This is a genomic window from Pseudomonas sp. D47 (genome assembly GCF_045447305.1).
GTDB lineage: Bacteria > Pseudomonadota > Gammaproteobacteria > Pseudomonadales > Pseudomonadaceae > Aquipseudomonas.
In genome coordinates, this window is record NZ_JBJGXU010000034.1 from 37,121 (window position 1) to 55,347 (window position 18,227).

Below are 18,227 nucleotides of genomic sequence, written 5' to 3' on the forward strand. Positions count from 1 at the left end.
CGAGGTGAATGATGTCCCAGGTAAAAACAGCAAAAGGCTTCTGGCCAGGTTTCAACCAGCGCAAGTTTTTGGATGAATGGGTGATGCTACTCGCTGCGTTGAGCATCTTTGTGCTAAGCGCGTTGTTTATCGATAACTTCCTCTCGCCGCTGAACATGCGCGGGCTGGGCCTGGCGATTTCCACGGTCGGGATTGCCGCGTGCACCATGTTGTTCTGCCTGGCGTCGGGGCACTTCGACTTGTCGGTGGGCTCGGTGATCGCCTGTGCCGGCGTGGTGGCGGGGATTGTGATTCGTGACACCGACAGCATGGTGCTCGGCGTGTCGGCGGCGTTGGCCATGGGCCTGGTGGTGGGGCTGATCAACGGCATTGTGATCGCCAAGCTGCGCATCAATGCGTTGATCGCCACCTTGGCGACCATGCAGATCGTGCGGGGCCTGGCCTACATCTTCTCCAACGGCAAGGCCGTCGGTGTGATGGACGAACGCTTCTTCGTGTTCGGTAACGGCCAACTGTTGGGCGTACCGGTGCCGATCATCATCACCGTGCTGTGCTTTGTGTTCTTCGGCTGGTTGCTCAACTACACCACCTACGGGCGCAACACCATGGCCATCGGTGGTAATCAGGAAGCCGCGTTGCTGGCTGGGGTGAACGTTGATCGCACCAAGATCATCATCTTTGCCGTGCACGGTTTGATCGGTGCTTTGGCTGGGGTGATCCTCGCCTCGCGCATGACCTCGGGCCAGCCGATGATCGGGCAGGGCTTTGAGCTCACGGTGATTTCCGCCTGTGTGCTGGGCGGTGTCTCGCTGAGCGGCGGCATCGGCATGATCCGCCATGTGATTGCCGGGGTGTTGATTCTGGCGATCATTGAGAACGCGATGAACCTGAAGAACATCGACACCTTTTACCAGTACGTGATCCGCGGTTCGATCCTGTTGCTGGCGGTGATTATCGACCGTATGAAGCAACGTTAAAGTCTGCCCTGTGGAGATCAAAATGTGGGAGCTGGCTTGCCTGCGATGAGGGCGTATCAGCCGGTATATGGGTTGGCTGACACACCGCTATCGCAGGCAAGCCAGCTCCCACAATGGATCACCTCTGTTCAGGAAGGCTGCATTTGCCATAATGGCGCCGTTTTCGTACTTCCCAATAGGCCCGATATGCAGGAAAACGCCCACACTCCCGTCAAAGACGCCGCGCCCACCGGCACCCAGACCCTGCTGCGTGGCCTGGGCGTGGTGCAAGCGGTGGCGGCCGGTGCGCGGGATCTGAAAGAGATCGCCCGGCGCATCGGCACTACCCGCAGCACCACACACCGCCTGGCCAGTTGCCTGGTGGAGGAGCGTTACCTGCGCGTGGTGCCGCAAGTCGGTTACCTGCTGGGGCCCAAGCTGATTGAGCTGGGCTTCCAGGCCCGTGAAGAACTGCCGCTGGTCAGCCTGGCCGTGCCTTACCTGGATGAGCTGTCGGCGCTGACCGGCGACACCATCCACTTGGCGATTCGCGAATACGACGACGTGCTTTACCTGCACAAGAACCCCGGCCGCAACGGCCCGGAAATGCGCTCGCGGGTCGGTCATCGCATGCCGCTGGCGCGCACGGGTGTGGGCAAGGCAATGTTGCTGGATGACTCGGTGCAGGAGTGGCAGCGCCTGTATGAAGCCAGCCTGCCGGCCGCAGGCAAGAGCCAGCAATGGCCTCAGCACCCGGAGCAATCCTGGGCGCAGTTCGAGCAGCGCATGCGCGAATACGTGGTGGGCGGTTATGCGTTCGATCTGGAGGACAACGAACCGTCGATCCGTTGTGTGGCGGCACCGGTGCGCGATGCCAGCCGGCGAATCGTCGCCGGCATCAGCATCGCCAGTACCGTGCCCTACATGCCGCTGGAGAAAATGGCCGAGCTGATCCCTGTGATCAAACAGGTCGCAGCGCGGCTGTCAGCGGAGTTGGGCGCGAAGGCCTGATCAGGCCTTCAAGGTCGCCATGTCGATGACAAAGCGGTACTTCACATCACCAGCGATCATGCGGGTGTAAGCCTCGTTGATCTGGCGAATATCGAGCATTTCGATGTCGCAGGTGATGTTGTGCTCGGCGCAGAAGTCCAGGACTTCCTGGGTTTCGGCAATGCCGCCGATCAACGAACCGGCCAGCACTTTACGCCCCAACACCAGCTTGGCCGCGTTGACCGGTGGATCGACCGGCTCGATCAGGCCGACCAGGATGTGCACGCCGTCAAAGCGCAGCACATCGAGGTAGGGGTTCAGATCGTGCTGCACCGGAATGGTGTCGAGCAGGAAGTCAAAGCTGCCGGCGGCGGCTTTCATCTGGTCGGCGTCGGTGGACACGATCACGTGGTCGGCGCCCTGGCGACGGCCTTCCTCAGCCTTGCTCGCGGAGCGGGTGAACAGCGTGACTTCCGCGCCCATCGCCTTGGCGAACTTGATGCCCATGTGGCCCAGGCCGCCCATGCCCAGCACGCCGACTTTGTCGCCCGCTTTCACGCCGTAGTGCTTGAGTGGCGAGTAGGTGGTGATGCCTGCACACAGGATCGGTGCGGCGCTGGCCAGGTCGAGCTTGGCCGGGATCTTCACCACGAAGTGCTCGCTGACCACGATGCTGTCGGAGTAGCCGCCCATGGTGTTGCTGCCATCAACCCGGTCCGGGGTGGCGTAGGTCATGGTCGGGCCTTCGAGGCAGTATTGCTCCAGGTCTGCATGGCAGGCGTCGCAGTGGCGGCACGAGTCAACCATGCAGCCTACGCCGACCAGGTCGCCGACTTTGTGCGCGGTGACGCTGGCGCCGACGGCGGTGACTTTGCCGACAATCTCGTGGCCCGGCATCAGCGGGTACACGGCAATGCCCCACTCGTTGCGTGCCTGGTGGATGTCGGAATGGCACACGCCGCAGTAAAGGATCTCGATGGCCACGTCATCGGCGCGCGGGCTGCGGCGTTCGAAGGACATGGGGGCGAGGGGAGTGGTCGCCGACTGGGCGGCATAACCGATGGCGGTGTACATGGTGAAAACCTCGCAAAAGCAGTGACAGGTAAGGCGGGCCATTCTCCGCGCCACCCCCTGACGCAGCCATGGCGATTGCTCCGAACCTCATGCCTATTCGTCCGGCAGTGCCCCTGAATTGGATTCATCCGCCCCAAGACCTGCGATGATGCTCTCATCCCTTTTTCGCGAAGTTTTTTGCCATGTTGTTGACCCGCCATCTCGACGCCAACGCCACGCTGGTGGCCTTGATAAAAGGGCTTACGCCCCGCGACGGTTTTTCCCCGACCCACCTGCCGGGTGTGAAGGTCTTGCGCGCCAGTTGCGACGTGGCGCGTGGGCCGCAGATCTATGAACCAAGCCTGATGATCGTCGCCCAGGGCAGCAAAGTCGCCTACCTGGGCCCGCGTACGCTTGAGTATGGCGCTGGGCATTACCTGATCCAGGCGATGCCGGTGCCGTTTGAATGCGAGACGTTTGCCCTGCCGAATGCGCCGCTGTATGGCGTGACGGTGGGCATCGACCGTGTGGTGCTGGGCGAGTTGGTCATGGCCATGGGCATCCAGGCCGGGCCGCCGCCGACCGCGCAGACCCTGGAGTCGATGAGTTCGGTGGTGTTGGATGAGGCGATGCGCGGTTGCGTCGAGCGGCTGTTGCAGTGCCTGCACGATCCGCTGGAAAGCCGGATCATGGGCCCGGCGCGGGTACGCGAATTGTTGTTCACCGCGTTGCGCGGGCCGCAGGCCGATGTGCTGCGGGCGTTGGTGGAACAGCAGGGGCAGTTTTCGCGGATTGCCACGTCATTGAATCACCTGCATGCCCATTACGCCGAGCCGCTGAATATCGAGACCTTGGCGGGTTATGCGCACATGAGCGCGTCGACGTTTCATGAGCACTTCAAACGCTGCACGTTGTTGTCGCCGGTGCAGTACCTCAAGCGTTTGCGTTTGCTCAAGGCGCAGCAGTTGCTGCTGGTGGACGGCCAGAGCGTGGCGCAGGCGGCGCACAGCGTGGGGTATCAGAGTACGTCGCAGTTCAGTCGCGAATATAAGCGCTATTTCCTGCGTAATCCGGGTGAAGAGCGCGCGGCCTAGGTTCTGTTGATACAACTCGGTCAATGTGGGAGCTGGCTTGCCTGCGATGGCATCAGCTGAGTTTTACTGACAGACCGAGTCGCCTGCATCGCGGGCAAGCCCGGCTCCCACAGAAAGCGGGTCCCACATTCGATTTATGCCGGCCATAAAAAAGGCTCCCGGTCTGGGAGCCTTTCAGGTCAAGCAATCGACTTACATATTCGGGTAAGTCGGCCCACCCGCGCCTTCCGGCGTCACCCAGGTGATGTTCTGCGAAGGGTCCTTGATGTCACAGGTCTTGCAGTGCACGCAGTTCTGGGCGTTGATCTGGAAGCGCTTCTCGCCGTCTTCCTTTGTGATCACTTCATACACGCCGGCCGGGCAGTAGCGCTGCGCCGGTTCATCGTAGAGCGGCAGGTTGGTGCCGATCGGGATGCTCGGGTCTTTCAACTTCAAGTGGCACGGTTGTTCTTCTTCGTGGTTGGTACCGGAGATGAACACCGAGCTGAGCTTGTCGAAGCTCAACTTGCCGTCGGGTTTAAGGTAGTCGATCTTGGTGCTGTCCTTGGCGAGCTTCAGGCAGGCGTAGTCCGGCTTGGTGTCGTGCAAGGTGAACGGCATTTTGCCGCCGAGGATGTTCTGGTCGAACCAGTTGAAGCCGGCGCCGATGATCGGGCCGAATTTGTGCATCGCCGGGCCGAAGTTGCGGCTGGCGAACAGCTCTTCGTAGAGCCAGCTGGCTTTGAAACTCTCGACGTAGTTGGTCAGTTCGTCGCCGCCTTCAGACTCGGCGAACAGGCGCTCGGCCACGGCGTCGGCAGCGAGCATGCCGGACTTCATCGCGGTGTGGCTGCCTTTGATCTTGGCCACGTTCATGGTGCCCAGGTCGCAGCCGATCAGGGCGCCGCCTTTGAAGACCATTTTCGGCAACGAGTTGATGCCGCCTTTGGCCAGGGCCCGCGCGCCGTAGCTGATACGCTTGCCGCCTTCCAGGTACTGGGCCAGTACGGGGTGATGCTTGAGGCGCTGGAACTCATCGAACGGCGACAGGAAGGTGTTGCTGTAGGACAGGTCGACGATCAAGCCCACGACCACTTGGTTGTTTTCCAAGTGATAAAGGAAAGAGCCGCCGGTGTTCTCGTTGCTCATGATGTCCAGCGGCCAACCGGCGGTGTGCACCACCAGGCCAGGTTGGTGCTTGGCGGGGTCGATTTCCCAGATTTCCTTCAGGCCGATGCCGTAGTGCTGGGCATCGGCGTCGCTGTCCAGGTTGAAGCGCTGGATCAGTTGCTTGCCGATGTGGCCACGGCAGCCTTCGGCGAACAGCGTGTACTTGCCACGCAGTTCCATGCCCGGCGTGTACACGCCTTCTTTTGGATGGCCTTCACGGTCGACGCCGAGGTCGCCGGTGATGATCCCGCGCACCACGCCGTTTTCGTCGAACAGTGCTTCTTGAGCGGCGAAGCCCGGGTAGACTTCCACACCCAGGTTCTCAGCCTGTTGGGCCAGCCAGCGGCACAGGTTGCCCAGGGAGATGATGTAGTTGCCTTCGTTGTGCATGGTCTTGGGCACAAAGAAGTCAGGCACCTTGGTGGAGGTGTCGGCGCTGCGCAGTACATAGATGTCATCACGCACTACAGGGGTGTTGAGCGGGGCGCCGAGTGCTTTCCAGTCCGGGAACAGTTCGTTCAGGGCGCGGGGTTCGAACACCGCACCGGAGAGGATATGCGCGCCGACTTCGGAGCCTTTCTCGACCACGCAGACGCTGATTTCTTTACCGGCTTCGGCGGCCTTCTGCTTCAATCGGCAGGCGGCAGACAGGCCTGCCGGGCCAGCGCCGACGATGACCACGTCGAATTCCATGTATTCGCGTTCCACAGGCTATCTCCTACTCAAGGCTCAACAGGCTTTTTTTTCTAATGGGTGGAGGTTCGGTGTCGCCTCGCAGCAACGGCAAGACCCACCTTTCTCTCTAGGTGGCGCATTATATCTACACCACTGGCAGCGTCCAATACAAACGTTTGTTTGAATTGCTTGGAAGCTAGGTAAATCAAAGCAACGCGGCTTATGACTGGCTATTTTGGCGTATTGACCAGAATAGGTGTTCCGGTCAATATACGGTCGGTTTTGCGCTTACCGTAGGCAGACAGCAGGTTTCAAGAGCACGTCCAAAAGCAAGACAGGTGACGCGCGCCTAAACGATGGCGCGCAGTTTACACGCTGCGATAAAGAATGACCCCTCAGTCACCCCTGACGAACGGTCATCATTTCCCCATCGCTGAGTCACTTGCCGAGGTTTTTGGAGGTGCCCTTGTGTGCCGATGAGCATCAACCGCCAGGTTCGCCTAGGCGACTTTCTTTTCACCGGAGAGTAACGAGGAATCCATGAAGGTTCTTGTAGCTGTCAAACGCGTTGTCGATTACAACGTGAAAGTTCGCGTCAAGGCGGACAATTCCGGCGTCGACCTCGCTAACGTCAAGATGTCGATGAACCCGTTCTGCGAAATCGCTGTGGAAGAAGCCGTACGCCTGAAAGAGAAAGGCGTGGCGACTGAAATCGTCGTGGTTTCCATCGGCCCTACCACTGCTCAAGAGCAGTTGCGTACTGCCCTGGCACTGGGCGCCGACCGCGCTATCCTGGTTGAGTCGGCTGAAGAGCTGACCTCCCTGGCCGTTGCCAAGCTGCTCAAAGCCGTTGTCGACAAGGAACAGCCTCAACTGGTGATCCTCGGCAAACAGGCGATCGACAGCGACAACAACCAGACTGGCCAGATGCTGGCTGCGCTGACCGGTTACGGCCAGGGCACCTTTGCCTCCAAAGTCGAAGTGAGCGGCGACAGCGTAGCTGTTACCCGTGAAATCGACGGCGGCGCACAAACAGTTTCGCTGAAACTGCCGGCCATCGTGACCACCGACCTGCGTTTGAACGAGCCGCGCTACGCGACCCTGCCAAACATCATGAAAGCCAAAAAGAAGCCGCTTGAGTCGGTTACTCCAGAAGCTTTGGGCGTTTCTACCGCCTCTACCAACAAGACTGTGAAAGTTGAAGCACCGGCTGCACGCAGCGCGGGCATCAAGGTCAAGTCTGTTGCTGAGCTGGTCGAGAAACTGAAAAACGAAGCGAAGGTGCTTTGAATTGGGGAGCCTAACCATGACTATCTTGGTAATCGCAGAACACGACAACAAAGTGTTGGCCCCGGCCACACTCAACACCGTAGCCGCTGCCGCTAAAATCGGTGGCGACATTCACGTGCTGGTAGCCGGTCAAGGCGCTGGCGCCGTGGCTGAAGCCGCTGCGAAAGTCGCTGGCGTGAGCAAAGTACTGCTGGCCGACAACGCCGCTTACGCTCATCAACTGCCGGAAAACGTTGCTCCGCTGGTTGCAGAGCTGGGCGCTGGCTACAGCCACATCCTGGCAGCTGCCACGTCCAACGGCAAAAACATCCTGCCACGCGTTGCCGCGCAGCTGGACGTTGACCAGATCTCCGAGATCATCTCGGTTGAAAGCGCTGACACCTTCAAGCGCCCGATCTACGCCGGTAACGCCATTGCCACCGTGCAATCGACTGCTGCGATCAAAGTCATCACCGTGCGTGCCACCGGTTTCGACCCGGTTGCTGCTGAAGGTGGTTCGGCTGCCGTTGAAGCCGTCTCCGCTGCCCACGACGCTGGCACTTCCAGCTTTGTTGGCGAAGAGCTGGCCAAGTCGGATCGCCCAGAGCTGACCGCTGCCAAGATCGTCGTTTCCGGCGGTCGCGGCATGCAGAACGGTGACAACTTCAAGCACCTGTACGCCCTGGCCGACAAGCTGGGCGCTGCGGTCGGCGCTTCCCGCGCGGCCGTCGACGCAGGTTTCGTACCCAACGACATGCAGGTCGGCCAGACCGGCAAAATCGTTGCGCCACAGCTGTACATCGCCGTCGGTATCTCCGGCGCGATCCAGCATTTGGCCGGTATGAAAGACTCCAAAGTGATCGTAGCGATCAACAAGGACGAAGAAGCACCGATCTTCCAGGTGGCTGATTACGGCCTGGTTGCGGACTTGTTCGAAGCCGTACCTGAGTTGGAGAAGCTGGTCTAATCCAGCGGCTTCACTTATAAAGAGCCCGGTCTTTGGACCGGGCTTTTTTTTGCGCCTTTTTTAACCTGGAGAAACCGCCATGGACCTGCGTCCCGTATTGCTAGCCCTGTCGCTACTGCCGAGCCTGGCGCTGGCCGCCGGCAAATGTGAGCGCCTGGTGATCACCGGCAGCCCGGACGCACCGCCCTTGCTATGGCGCGACCCGCAAGACCCGACCCACCTGATCGGCGCCACCGCTGATGTATTGCAACAAGTGGCCAAGGACCTCGGGCTTAAACTTGACCTGCTCTACGGCGGCAAACGCTCCCTGGCCCTGGATGAAGTGCGCAGCGGGCGCATGGACATCCTCGCCGATGCGCCGCTGAACCTGGGCGAGTTGGAAACCCTCGACTATATCCACCCGGCGTTGATGCAGATCGATTATCTGGTCTGGACGCGCAAGGATTCGGCGCTGGTCTACACCTCGGCCGCCGACCTGCACGGCCACAAGGGCGCGGTCTCGGAACGTGCACGTTTGAGTGCCGACTTCGAAGCGTTCGCCGGCCTGCAACTGAGCCTGCAACGCCTGCCCAGCCTAACGCCAGCCTTCCAAAAACTGTTGCTCGGCGAAGTGGACTACGTCCTCGCCGGGCGTTATTCCGGCATGGCCATGGCCCAGACCTTGGGCATGAGCAATGACCTGATCGCGCGCGAAGTACCCATTGATCAGCCCGGCCTGTACCTGGCGATTTCCCACAACTCCGCCTGCAATGACCCATGGCTGCGCGGACAGCTGGCTAAAAAGATGACAGAATTGGCCGCGTCCGGTGTGGTGCAAGCGGCAACGCAGCGCAACCTCGAGCGCTGGAAGGCGCAATTGCAGCAACCCGTCGGCACCCCAGCAAAGTAAGGATCTACAGTGACTATTCGACCTCTTTTCGCGGCCCTCGCCGTTGTCGCTTTGGCGGGATGTGCAGTCGATCCTGCGCCGAATGAACAAATACGCCTCACCCAGCAAGCCTTGGAGCAAGCCAGCGCCGTGGGTGCCAGCACCGATGATTCGCCAGAGCTGAAACTGGCCGAAGACAAGTTCGCCAGGGCCAAGGCCAACATGGCCGACGAATCCTATAAGCGTGCGCGCATGCGGGCCGAACAAGCTGAGCTGGATGCGCGCCTCGCCGAAGCCAAGATTCTGACCCAGAAAAGCCAGGAGCAACTGAACGTGCTCAACACCCGCATCACCCGCCTGCGCAAGCAATTGCAGTTGGGAGAAGCCCAATGAGCCCGATGATCCGTGGTTTGAGCTGTGTGTTGCTACTGAGCAGCGCCGCCTTGGGCGGTTGCGCCAGCCAGGCCAATAGCGAACAGGCGTTGGAGCAGGCCGGCAGTGACTTCCAGGCGGTCAAGGAAGACGCCAACGTGTTGCGCTTTGCGCCCAAGGATGTGATTCGCGCCGGTGAATCCCTGGCCCGCGCCGATCGCTTGTCCAGCTATTGGGGCAGCGGCGCCGACGTGGTGCATTACGCTTACCTGAGCCAGCGCTACAGCGCGATCGCCCGCGAACACACCGAACAGGGGCTTAATGCCGAGCGCGGCACCAAGCTCGAACTGGAACGCCAACGCCTGCAACTGGCCCTGCGTGAAAACAAGCTGGCCAGTGTGCAGCAGCAGGGCAAGTGGCTCGAAGAGCAAATCGCTAGCCTGACCACCACCCAGACCAATCGCGGCTTGGTGATGACCTTGGGCGATGTGCTGTTCGACACCGGTGAGGCGGAACTGGAAAACTCGGCCAACCGTACTGTGCTGAAGATCGTGCAGTTTTTGCAACTGAACCCCAAGCGCGTAGTGCGCATTGAGGGTTACACCGATAACACCGGTGGCGAGCAGGAAAACCTCAAACTGTCCCGCGACCGCGCGCAATCGGTGGCCGATGTGCTGATGGACCTGGGGATCGACGAAAAACGCATCCAGGTCGAAGGCTATGGCGACCAGTACCCGGTCGAAGCCAACGCTTCCGAACGTGGCCGTGCGCAGAACCGTCGGGTGGAAATTGTGTTCTCCGATGAGAAGGGCCAGCTGGGCGCCGCGCGCTAAGGCCCGGCACGGTCTTGTGTGGGAGCTGGCTTGCCTGCGATAGCATCACCTCGCTGAGCCAGATACACCGAGGTGCCTGCATCCCAGGCAAGCCAGCTCCCACCCAAAGCAAACCCGATCGCTGATCGGGTTTTTCATGTTCAACACCCCTACAGTTTTTTCTATCACTGCCGCTCGTGCTCGACTATTCTCGCAACTGTCCCCGTACACTTCTAAACTGTGCCGGTATGTTTCACACAAAAATAAAATACCCGTGAAATCGAGTGCTGCGTCATGACCAATCTGTTGCTCTACCAACGTATCGCCCAGCAACTGGCTGAGGACATCCGGCGTGGTGTCTATCAGCCCGGTGAGCGTGTGCCCTCGGTGCGCAAAATGAGCTCCCAGCTCAACGTCAGCCACGCCACGGTGTTGCAGGCTTACGCCAACCTGGAAGACCAGGGGCTGATCCGGGCGCGGCCGCAATCGGGCTATTACGTGCACCAGACGCCTGCGCTCACGGCGCCGACGCCGGACATCGCACGGGTCGAGCGCCCGGGCTTGGTCACCCGCAGCAGCATCATCCAGCAAGTTTTGGTCGAGTCGCGCCGCGAAGGCGTCTTCCCGTTGGGCGCCGCCGTGCCGAGTGTGGATTACCTGCCGGTACGCGCGCTGCACCAGCAACTGGCCAAGGTCACGCGCTTCCAAAGCCCGCGGGCATTCAGTTACATGTTCAGCCCCGGTTTTGAGCCGCTGCGCCGCCAAGTGGCGATTCGCATGCGCGACGCCGGCGTGGTGGTCGACCCCTCCGAAGTGGTGATCACCCACGGCTGTGTCGATGCGTTGCAGATGTCGTTGCGCGTGCTGACGCGTCCGGGTGATTTGATCGCCGCAGAATCACCCACCTATTACGGCTTGCTGCAACTGGCCGACTTGCTGGGCCTCAAAGTCATCGAGATCCCCAGCGACCCGTCCACCGGCATGAGCCTTGAGGCCCTGCAACTGGCGGCCAACCAGTGGTCGATCAAAGCGCTGGTGTTGACCACGCGCCTGAGCAATCCCCTGGGCGCGACCATGCCTGAGGAGCGGCAGAAACAGTTGCTGCGCCTGGCCTCGGATTTCGATATCCAGATCGTCGAGGACGATATCTACGGCGAGCTAATGTTCGAGTTGGGCCGCACCAAGGCCCTGAAAGCCTATGACCGCCTGGACCGGGTGATCTACTGTTCGAGTTTCTCCAAGACGTTGTCACCCGGCGTGCGCATCGGCTGGATGATCGCCGGCAAGTACCAGCAGGAAATCCAGCGATTGCAGATGTTCAGCACCCACTCGGCGTGCAGCGTCACCCAGATGGGCGTCGCGGCCTATCTGGAAAACGGTGGTTATGACCGCCACCTGCGCTACATCCGCCAGGAATACCGCAAGAACCTCAGCGCTTTCCAGCTGGCGGTGCAGCAGTACTTCCCCGAAGGCACACAGATGACCCGCCCGAACGGCGGCTTTATCTTGTGGGTCAGTTTGCCCGGGCGCGTCAATACCCAGGAACTGCACGTGCGCGCACTGCAGCAAGGTATCAGCATTGCACCGGGGGTAATTTTTAGTAACACAGAACAGTTCAACCACTGTATTCGCCTCAACTGCGGCACACCGTGGAACCGCGAGGCAGAGCGGGCCCTGATGACGTTGGGGATGCTCGCCAGCCAACTGTGCCAAGAGACAGCTGCCGGGTTTTAAAACGGCTGGCTGAGGCGTGGAAAGGGGACAGTATCGATCGCTGGCTGATCTCCAGGCTTGTCAGGCCGCGCACAACAAGCGAGCATATGGCCCTCTGCCGTTAATGCTGTAGGCGATATGACCTCTATTTTTCGCGCTGCTGTGGTGATTGGCCTGTTAAGCCTGTGTAACGTTGGCACCGTGCTGGCGGCGGCTCCCGTGACCAAAAGCACGCCCGCGGCCAGTACCGAGCAAAAGACCCCAGCGAAGAAACCGGTCCCGGCTAAAAAAGCCCCGGTCGCCAAGAAGAAAGCCGCGAAGGTCAAAAAGCGCGCACCGATTGCGAGCAAATCCAAGTCGGCCCGTGAAGTGGCCCAGACTAAACTGCCATCGGCCCAGTTGGACCTGTCTTTGCCCTCTGAGATGGTCAGGCACTTGCAGCCCATCGGCACCATGCCCAAACCCAAGAGCGTGCCGTTGTTGCCGCCCATGTTTGGCGAAAAGCCTACCGACAACAGCGCGTTCCAGATCAACGGGCGCCTGCTCAGCAACGAGATGAAGCTGCAACTGCGTAACGAAGAGCGGCGCGATATCGAAGGCGCCGCGCTGGATTTCGAATTCAAGCAATAATTTTCCCGCAAAGGTGACGTCGCCCACTGACCATCTGTCGCAGACTGGTCGGTCACTTTTGTTTTGTGCGAAAAACCCCTGTTAGACCATTTTAAAACGGCTGTTTAAGGGCGTACTCTAGCCCGGCCATCCACACTGAGTCGTCGAGGACCTGCTGGTCATGAAATGCCGTGAAGGCTGTGGCGCATGCTGCATCGCCCCCTCCATCAGTTCGCCATTGCCGGGCATGCCCCATGGCAAACCGGCGGGCGAACGCTGCTTGCACCTGTCGGTCGAACAGCTATGCCAGCTGTTTGGCCAACCGGAACGCCCAGCGGTGTGCAGTGATTTCAAGGCGGATCTGGATGTCTGTGGCACCGACCAAGCCGATGCGATCCGGTTGATCGGCTGGTGGGAGCAGATGACGGCGGCTTGATGGGCTTTACTTTCGGAACTTACTTTCAGAACGTCGACAATAAGGAATACAACAATGGGTTCGCTGAAACGAATGGCTGTGCTGTGCGGTTTTACGGTGTTGTTTGCTGCCACTGCCCAGGCTGAGGATTGGCAAGTCGCCAAGGACGAAGACGGTATCAAGGTGTCCCTGAGCGAAATTGCCGGTTCCAAATACAAGGCGTATCGCGGTGTCACCTTGATCAAGGCGCCAGTGGCCAAGATCCAGGCCCTGCAGGAAGACGTGGCCGGTGCCTGCTCCTGGATCCACGAATGCAAATCGCAAAAACTGCTCAAGACCGAAGGCGACAAGAGCTGGACCTACACCCAGTTCAAGGCACCGTTCCCGGTGACCGACCGTGATTCGATCCTCGAAATCACCACCTCCAAGGCCGCCGACGGCACCGTGACGCGCAAACTGCTGGAAGTGCCGACCTACCAGCCGGAAGTCAAAGGTTACGTGCGAGTGGCCCAGGTAGACGGTTATTGGAAACTGGTGCCCAAAGGCGACAACCAGACCGAAGTGACCTACCAGGTGCACACCGAGCCAGGCGGCAGCGTGCCATCGTGGCTGGCCAACAAGTTTGTGGTGGACGCGCCGTTCAACACCTTGAAAGCCTTGAAAGAACACGCTGAAAAATAAGCGCAGTTGATCCGGTGCCTCCGGACATGAGTGGAACGTTTGCCGAGCCCTCAAGGTCCAGATAGTTGTAAGCCCACACACGGGTTTTATCGAGGAGGCACCGATGCAAAAGTGGCAGATTACCTTCGTTGATGATCACGGCGTAAAGTCCGTCGAGCAGTTCACCTGCGACCAGAAGCCCAGCCTCGAAGATGCGGCGCACATGATTCGCAACAAGCTCGTACCTGTGGCCGCCGAACTTGACCTCAATGACCTGGAAGGCCGTAAACCCGAGCCTACGGTCAAGATTCTGAAAGACCAGAACAGCATTCAAATCCTCGACATATCGCCTGCCGCCTGAACATTCTCTGTATGCCTTTAAAGCGCCTCTGGTGGAGGTGATAGCTTCGCGCTACTCTGCAAGTGAGATCAGCGAATGAATCGCTAAGGTCTGGTCTTGTCAGCTACATGCTTGTTTTCCCACGGTGTCGTTAATGCCGTAGCACCGGCGCCAGCAGGGCGCGGTCTTCGGGAAGCACGGAAAGTCTATCCATCAGTTTGAGGAGGACGTTTCATGAGCACAGCCTATCAAGAAGACATCAGCACCAACGTATTGCGCCGCATGAAAGAGGGCGGCTTTGACTTCTCACGTTTTCACCCCATCGAGTTCTACGCCATATTCCCGGATGAGGAACGGGCGCGCAGGGCTGCGGGTCGATTTCGTGGGGAATCCCTGAATGCCCAGGTCAGCGCGCGCGATGATGGCGCCTGGTACCTGGAACTGAGCAAAATCATGTTCGCAACCTACGACGGCATAGGAGACTTCGAGCAAGACTTTGAGGCGGTGGTCGAGCCTTTGGGCGGGATCATCGAGGGATGGGGCGTCAAGCAGGAGGTGCGTGGGTTACCGATGTAATTCACTGCACAGAGCAGAATGAGAAACGCAGCGTATCGGCTGACCTTTGGGTCGGCCGATTTTGTTTGTGCTGTAGGAAAACTCTCGGAACTTGCAGCGTGTTTTCTCGCACCAAAAAAAAGCCACCCAAAGAGGGTGGCCTAAAGGGAAGAGCGGTTCGCTGAAGCTGTAGGACGCATCCTGTTCAGCCGATGGGGGTGATTATCCGCAGGCGTGGGCGGGCAGTGAAATCAACTCTGACTATGCTGTTGATAGTCAAAGCCCGCATTGTGATGAAGCGCGGCACACGACGGCGGGCATTCTGCGCACCAGGACGGTGCGTATAGATCCCAGTGGTAATTCAACTCACTGATTTTTAAGTGTTTATGCCGATGGCACGGGCTTTGCGGTAGTTCAAACGCCCGGGTGACAAGGAGTACGGCATGACCCGCACTTATTACGATGAAATGTACGACGGGGCAGGGCAGGTCCGCCCCCATTACCGCGAGTTCGCCCGCTGGTTGGCCGAAACACCGGCCGAGCTGCTGGCTCAGCGCCGGCGCGAAGCCGATTTGCTGTTCCATCGCGCCGGCATCACCTTCACCCTTTACGGGGACGAGCAGGGCACCGAGCGCCTGATTCCTTTCGACACCATCCCGCGCAGCATTCCGGCGAGCGAATGGCGGATCGTCGAGCGCGGCTGCATTCAACGGGTCAAGGCGCTGAACATGTTTCTGGCCGACCTGTACCACGAGCAACGCATCATCAAGGCCGGGATCATCCCTGCCGAACAGGTGCTGGCCAACGAACAATACCAGCTGGCCATGCAGGGCCTGGACTTGCACCGCGGTCTGTATTCCCACATCTCCGGCGTCGACCTCGTACGTGATGGCGACGGCACCTACTACGTGCTGGAAGACAACCTGCGCACGCCGAGCGGCGTCAGCTACATGCTCGAAGACCGCAAGATGATGATGCGCCTGTTCCCCGAACTGTTCGCCGCCCAGCGCATCGCGCCCATCGACCACTACCCCAACCTGCTGCTCGACACCCTGAAAAGCTCAAGCCCGCTGGATAACCCCAGCGTGGTGGTGCTGACCCCGGGACGCTTCAATAGCGCGTTTTTCGAGCATGCCTTCCTGGCGCGGGAAATGGGTGTGGAGCTGGTGGAAGGCGCCGACCTGTTCGTGCGCGATGACCGCGTGTTCATGCGTACCACCGACGGCCCCAAGGCGGTCGATGTGATCTACCGTCGCCTCGACGACGCGTTCCTCGACCCGCTGGCCTTCAATCCGGACTCCATGCTCGGCGTGCCCGGCCTGCTGGCGGCGTATCGCTCGGGCAATGTGGTACTGGCCAACGCGATTGGCACCGGGGTGGCGGATGACAAATCGGTGTACCCCTTCGTCACCGAGATGATCCGTTTTTACCTGGATGAAGAGCCGATCCTGAAGAACGTTCCTACGTTTCAATGCCGCAAGCCCGACGAACTGTCTCACGTGCTGGCCAACCTGCCAGACCTGGTAGTCAAGGAAACCCAGGGTTCCGGCGGCTACGGCATGCTGGTCGGCCCCGCGTCCACCCAAGCGGAAATCGAAGCCTTCCGTGCGCGTATCAAGGCCAAACCTCACGCCTACATCGCGCAGCCGACCCTGTGTTTATCCACCTGCCCGACCTTCGTCGAAAATGGCATCGCACCACGCCATATCGACCTGCGGCCGTTCGTGTTGTCCGGCAAGGAAACCCGTGTAGTGCCCGGTGGTTTGACCCGCGTGGCCTTGCGCGAAGGCTCGCTGGTGGTCAACTCCTCCCAGGGCGGCGGTACCAAAGACACTTGGGTGGTCGAGGACTGATGCCATGTTGAGTAGAACTGCCTCGGATTTGTACTGGATGTCGCGCTACCTGGAGCGCGCGGAAAACCTCGCGCGCATGCTCGATGTCAGCTATTCGTTGTCGCTGATGCCGCAGGATGGGCGCGGTGATGGCCTGCATGAATTGGCGATGCCGCTGCTGATCACCGGCACCCTCGATGATTACCACGAACGCCACGGCGAACTGCATGCCGAGCGCCTGCTGCACTTCTTCGCGCTGGACGCGGCTAACCCGGCGAGCATCTACAGTTGCCTCGGCGCCGCGCGGGCCAGCGCCCATGCGGTGCGTGGGCGAATCACCGCCGACATGTGGGAAAACATTAACGCCACCTGGCTGGATATTCGCGATATCGCCCAGCAGGGCCTTAGCCGCTACGGCATGAGCCGGTTCTGTGAATGGGTCAAGGAACGTTCGCACCTGTTCCGTGGCGCCACCTACGGCACCATCATGCGCAACGACGCTTTTCGTTTTATTCGTCTGGGCACCTTCATCGAGCGCGCCGACAACACCCTGCGCCTGCTGGATGCGCGCTACGAAATGGCCGGCGACCAAGCCGCCGCCGTCAGCGACGGCACGGCCCACGCCTACTATCAGTGGAGCGCCTTGTTGCGCGCGCTGTCATCGTTCGAGGCCTACACCGAGATCTACCGTGACGCGCCGGGGGCCAGGCAAGTGGCGGAACTGCTGTTGTTGCGCGCCGACGTGCCGCGCTCGCTGCGCGCTTGCAGCGAAGAGATCGATCAGATCCTCGCCAGCCTGCCCGGCCTCAACGGTCGCCCGGCCCAGCGCCTGGCCGCCGAGATGGACGCGCGCCTGCGCTTCACCGCCATCGATGAAATCCTCGAGGAAGGCCTGCACGCCTGGCTGACCGACTTTATCCCCTTGGTGCGCCAGCTCGGCGACGCCATCTACAGTTCCTACCTGGAGGCCGCATGAGACTCTCCATCAGCCACGAAACCACCTACCACTACGAAGACCAAGTGCGCGCCAGCATCCAATACCTGCGCCTCACGCCCCACGACAGCGAACGCCAGCACGTGCTCAGTTGGCAGCTGGACTTGCCGCGCCCGGTGCGCGCCCAGGTCGACCCGTTCGGCAACATCCTGCATGTGCTGACCCTCGACGAACCCCACGACGCCATCATCATCGGCGCCCGTGGCCAGGTGGATATCGATGAATTGCGCGAGGCCGAACACGAGAGTCAGTCGGCGTTTCCGTTCTTGCGCAGTACGCGCCTGACCGAGCCCGATGAGGCCTTGCGCCTGTTCGCCGAGCTGCATTGCCATCAACGTCGCGACCGCAGTGCGTTGATCGACCTGATGCACGCGCTCAACCAGTCGATGGTCTACACGCCCGGCGCCACCGAAGTTGACACTTGCGCCGCCCAGGCCTTCGCAGGGCGCGCGGGCGTGTGCCAGGACCACACCCATGCGTTCCTGGCCTGTGCACGCAGCCTCGGCATTCCTGCGCGGTATGTGTCGGGGTATTTGTACACGGAGGACAGCACCCACCTGGCCAGCCACGCCTGGGCCGAAGCCTGGCTGGATGACGCGTGGTACAGCTTTGATGTGACCAACCAACTGGCGCGGCCCGAGCGGCATCTCAAACTGGCAGTGGGCTTGGACTACCTCGACGCCTGCCCGGTACGCGGCATGCGCCGTGGTGGTGGGCATGAGCAGATGCATGCCAAGGTGTTCGTGGCGCCGACGCCGGTGCTTTCGGTGCAGCAGCAATAACCGTCTTTACCGGCGAAGTTGATCGAGGGTGGGAGCTGGCTTGCCTGCGATAGCGGCCTGTCAGTTAACCCATTTGTAGCTGACCCACCGCCATCGCAGGCAAGCCAGCTCCCACAGTGAGC

At 60.3% G+C, this 18,227-nt stretch carries 19 protein-coding genes; 17 read left to right on the forward strand and 2 right to left on the reverse strand.

Going from position 1 to position 18,227, the window contains the following annotated elements:
• Nucleotides 1–11: 11 nt before the first annotated feature.
• Entirely contained in the window at nt 12–977 is a 966-nt protein-coding gene (gene araH, locus ACI77I_RS20665) for an L-arabinose ABC transporter permease AraH (protein WP_094952802.1), read from the forward strand.
• Between the two features lie 186 nt (nt 978–1,163).
• Entirely contained in the window at nt 1,164–1,967 is an 804-nt protein-coding gene (locus ACI77I_RS20670; protein ID WP_094952795.1) for an IclR family transcriptional regulator, read from the forward strand.
• Here the strand turns inward: ACI77I_RS20670 and ACI77I_RS20675 are convergent, their stop codons facing one another.
• A complete protein-coding gene (locus ACI77I_RS20675) occupies nt 1,968–3,020 on the reverse strand; it encodes an NAD(P)-dependent alcohol dehydrogenase (RefSeq protein ID WP_406998288.1) in 1,053 nt (350 codons plus the stop codon). It lies immediately after the preceding gene.
• A gap of 182 nt (nt 3,021–3,202) precedes the next feature.
• Between ACI77I_RS20675 and ACI77I_RS20680 the strand changes: the two genes are divergently transcribed.
• Nucleotides 3,203–4,093, forward strand: a complete 891-nt coding sequence (locus tag ACI77I_RS20680) for an AraC family transcriptional regulator (protein WP_094952793.1) — start codon at nt 3,203–3,205, stop codon at nt 4,091–4,093.
• A gap of 192 nt (nt 4,094–4,285) precedes the next feature.
• Here ACI77I_RS20680 and ACI77I_RS20685 read toward each other — a convergent pair whose 3' ends face one another.
• Nucleotides 4,286–5,950 (reverse strand): electron transfer flavoprotein-ubiquinone oxidoreductase, encoded by a 1,665-nt coding sequence (locus ACI77I_RS20685; protein WP_406998289.1) that lies wholly within the window; start codon nt 5,948–5,950, stop codon nt 4,286–4,288.
• Nucleotides 5,951–6,457: 507 nt separating this feature from the next.
• On the opposite strand from ACI77I_RS20685, the gene ACI77I_RS20690 reads away from it, so the two are divergent.
• The 14 genes from ACI77I_RS20690 (at nt 6,458) to ACI77I_RS20755 (ending at nt 18,105) form a co-directional block, all read left to right on the forward strand.
• Nucleotides 6,458–7,207, forward strand: a complete 750-nt coding sequence (locus tag ACI77I_RS20690) for an electron transfer flavoprotein subunit beta/FixA family protein (RefSeq protein ID WP_406998290.1) — start codon at nt 6,458–6,460, stop codon at nt 7,205–7,207.
• Between the two features lie 16 nt (nt 7,208–7,223).
• The gene (locus ACI77I_RS20695) at nt 7,224–8,153 is read left to right on the forward strand and encodes an electron transfer flavoprotein subunit alpha/FixB family protein (protein WP_094952790.1); all 930 of its coding nucleotides are present in this window, start codon (nt 7,224–7,226) and stop codon (nt 8,151–8,153) included.
• A gap of 79 nt (nt 8,154–8,232) precedes the next feature.
• A complete protein-coding gene (locus ACI77I_RS20700) occupies nt 8,233–9,042 on the forward strand; it encodes a substrate-binding periplasmic protein (protein WP_406998291.1) in 810 nt (269 codons plus the stop codon).
• A 9-nt stretch (nt 9,043–9,051) separates the two neighbouring features.
• Entirely contained in the window at nt 9,052–9,414 is a 363-nt protein-coding gene (locus ACI77I_RS20705) for a DUF4398 domain-containing protein (RefSeq protein WP_406998292.1), read from the forward strand.
• Complete coding sequence (locus tag ACI77I_RS20710; protein WP_406998293.1) at nt 9,411–10,226, forward strand: OmpA family protein; 816 nt, start codon at nt 9,411–9,413, stop codon at nt 10,224–10,226. Before ACI77I_RS20705 ends, ACI77I_RS20710 begins: the two co-directional genes overlap by 4 nt.
• Before the next feature lie 273 nt (nt 10,227–10,499).
• On the forward strand, nt 10,500–11,939 hold the full coding sequence (locus tag ACI77I_RS20715; protein ID WP_094952787.1) for a PLP-dependent aminotransferase family protein: 1,440 nt from the start codon (nt 10,500–10,502) through the stop codon (nt 11,937–11,939).
• A 117-nt stretch (nt 11,940–12,056) separates the two neighbouring features.
• Nucleotides 12,057–12,548 (forward strand): translation initiation factor 2, encoded by a 492-nt coding sequence (locus ACI77I_RS20720; protein WP_242152037.1) that lies wholly within the window; start codon nt 12,057–12,059, stop codon nt 12,546–12,548.
• Between the two features lie 160 nt (nt 12,549–12,708).
• Nucleotides 12,709–12,963 (forward strand): YkgJ family cysteine cluster protein, encoded by a 255-nt coding sequence (locus ACI77I_RS20725; RefSeq protein WP_094952785.1) that lies wholly within the window; start codon nt 12,709–12,711, stop codon nt 12,961–12,963.
• Nucleotides 12,964–13,017: 54 nt separating this feature from the next.
• Nucleotides 13,018–13,623, forward strand: coding sequence for an START domain-containing protein (locus ACI77I_RS20730; protein WP_094952784.1), 606 nt, complete (start codon nt 13,018–13,020; stop codon nt 13,621–13,623).
• 103 nt (nt 13,624–13,726) lie between these two features.
• The gene (locus ACI77I_RS20735) at nt 13,727–13,963 is read left to right on the forward strand and encodes a hypothetical protein (RefSeq protein ID WP_025854180.1); all 237 of its coding nucleotides are present in this window, start codon (nt 13,727–13,729) and stop codon (nt 13,961–13,963) included.
• A gap of 213 nt (nt 13,964–14,176) precedes the next feature.
• Nucleotides 14,177–14,518 (forward strand): ribonuclease E inhibitor RraB, encoded by a 342-nt coding sequence (locus tag ACI77I_RS20740; protein WP_003193463.1) that lies wholly within the window; start codon nt 14,177–14,179, stop codon nt 14,516–14,518.
• Between the two features lie 422 nt (nt 14,519–14,940).
• Nucleotides 14,941–16,350: a circularly permuted type 2 ATP-grasp protein gene (locus tag ACI77I_RS20745; RefSeq protein WP_094952783.1), complete on the forward strand. Its 1,410-nt coding sequence runs from the start codon at nt 14,941–14,943 to the stop codon at nt 16,348–16,350.
• Nucleotides 16,351–16,354: 4 nt separating this feature from the next.
• Nucleotides 16,355–17,305, forward strand: a complete 951-nt coding sequence (locus tag ACI77I_RS20750; protein ID WP_094952782.1) for an alpha-E domain-containing protein — start codon at nt 16,355–16,357, stop codon at nt 17,303–17,305.
• Nucleotides 17,302–18,105 (forward strand): transglutaminase family protein, encoded by an 804-nt coding sequence (locus tag ACI77I_RS20755; RefSeq protein ID WP_094952781.1) that lies wholly within the window; start codon nt 17,302–17,304, stop codon nt 18,103–18,105. The genes ACI77I_RS20750 and ACI77I_RS20755 overlap by 4 nt, the downstream gene beginning before the upstream one ends.
• Nucleotides 18,106–18,227: the final 122 nt, after the last annotated feature.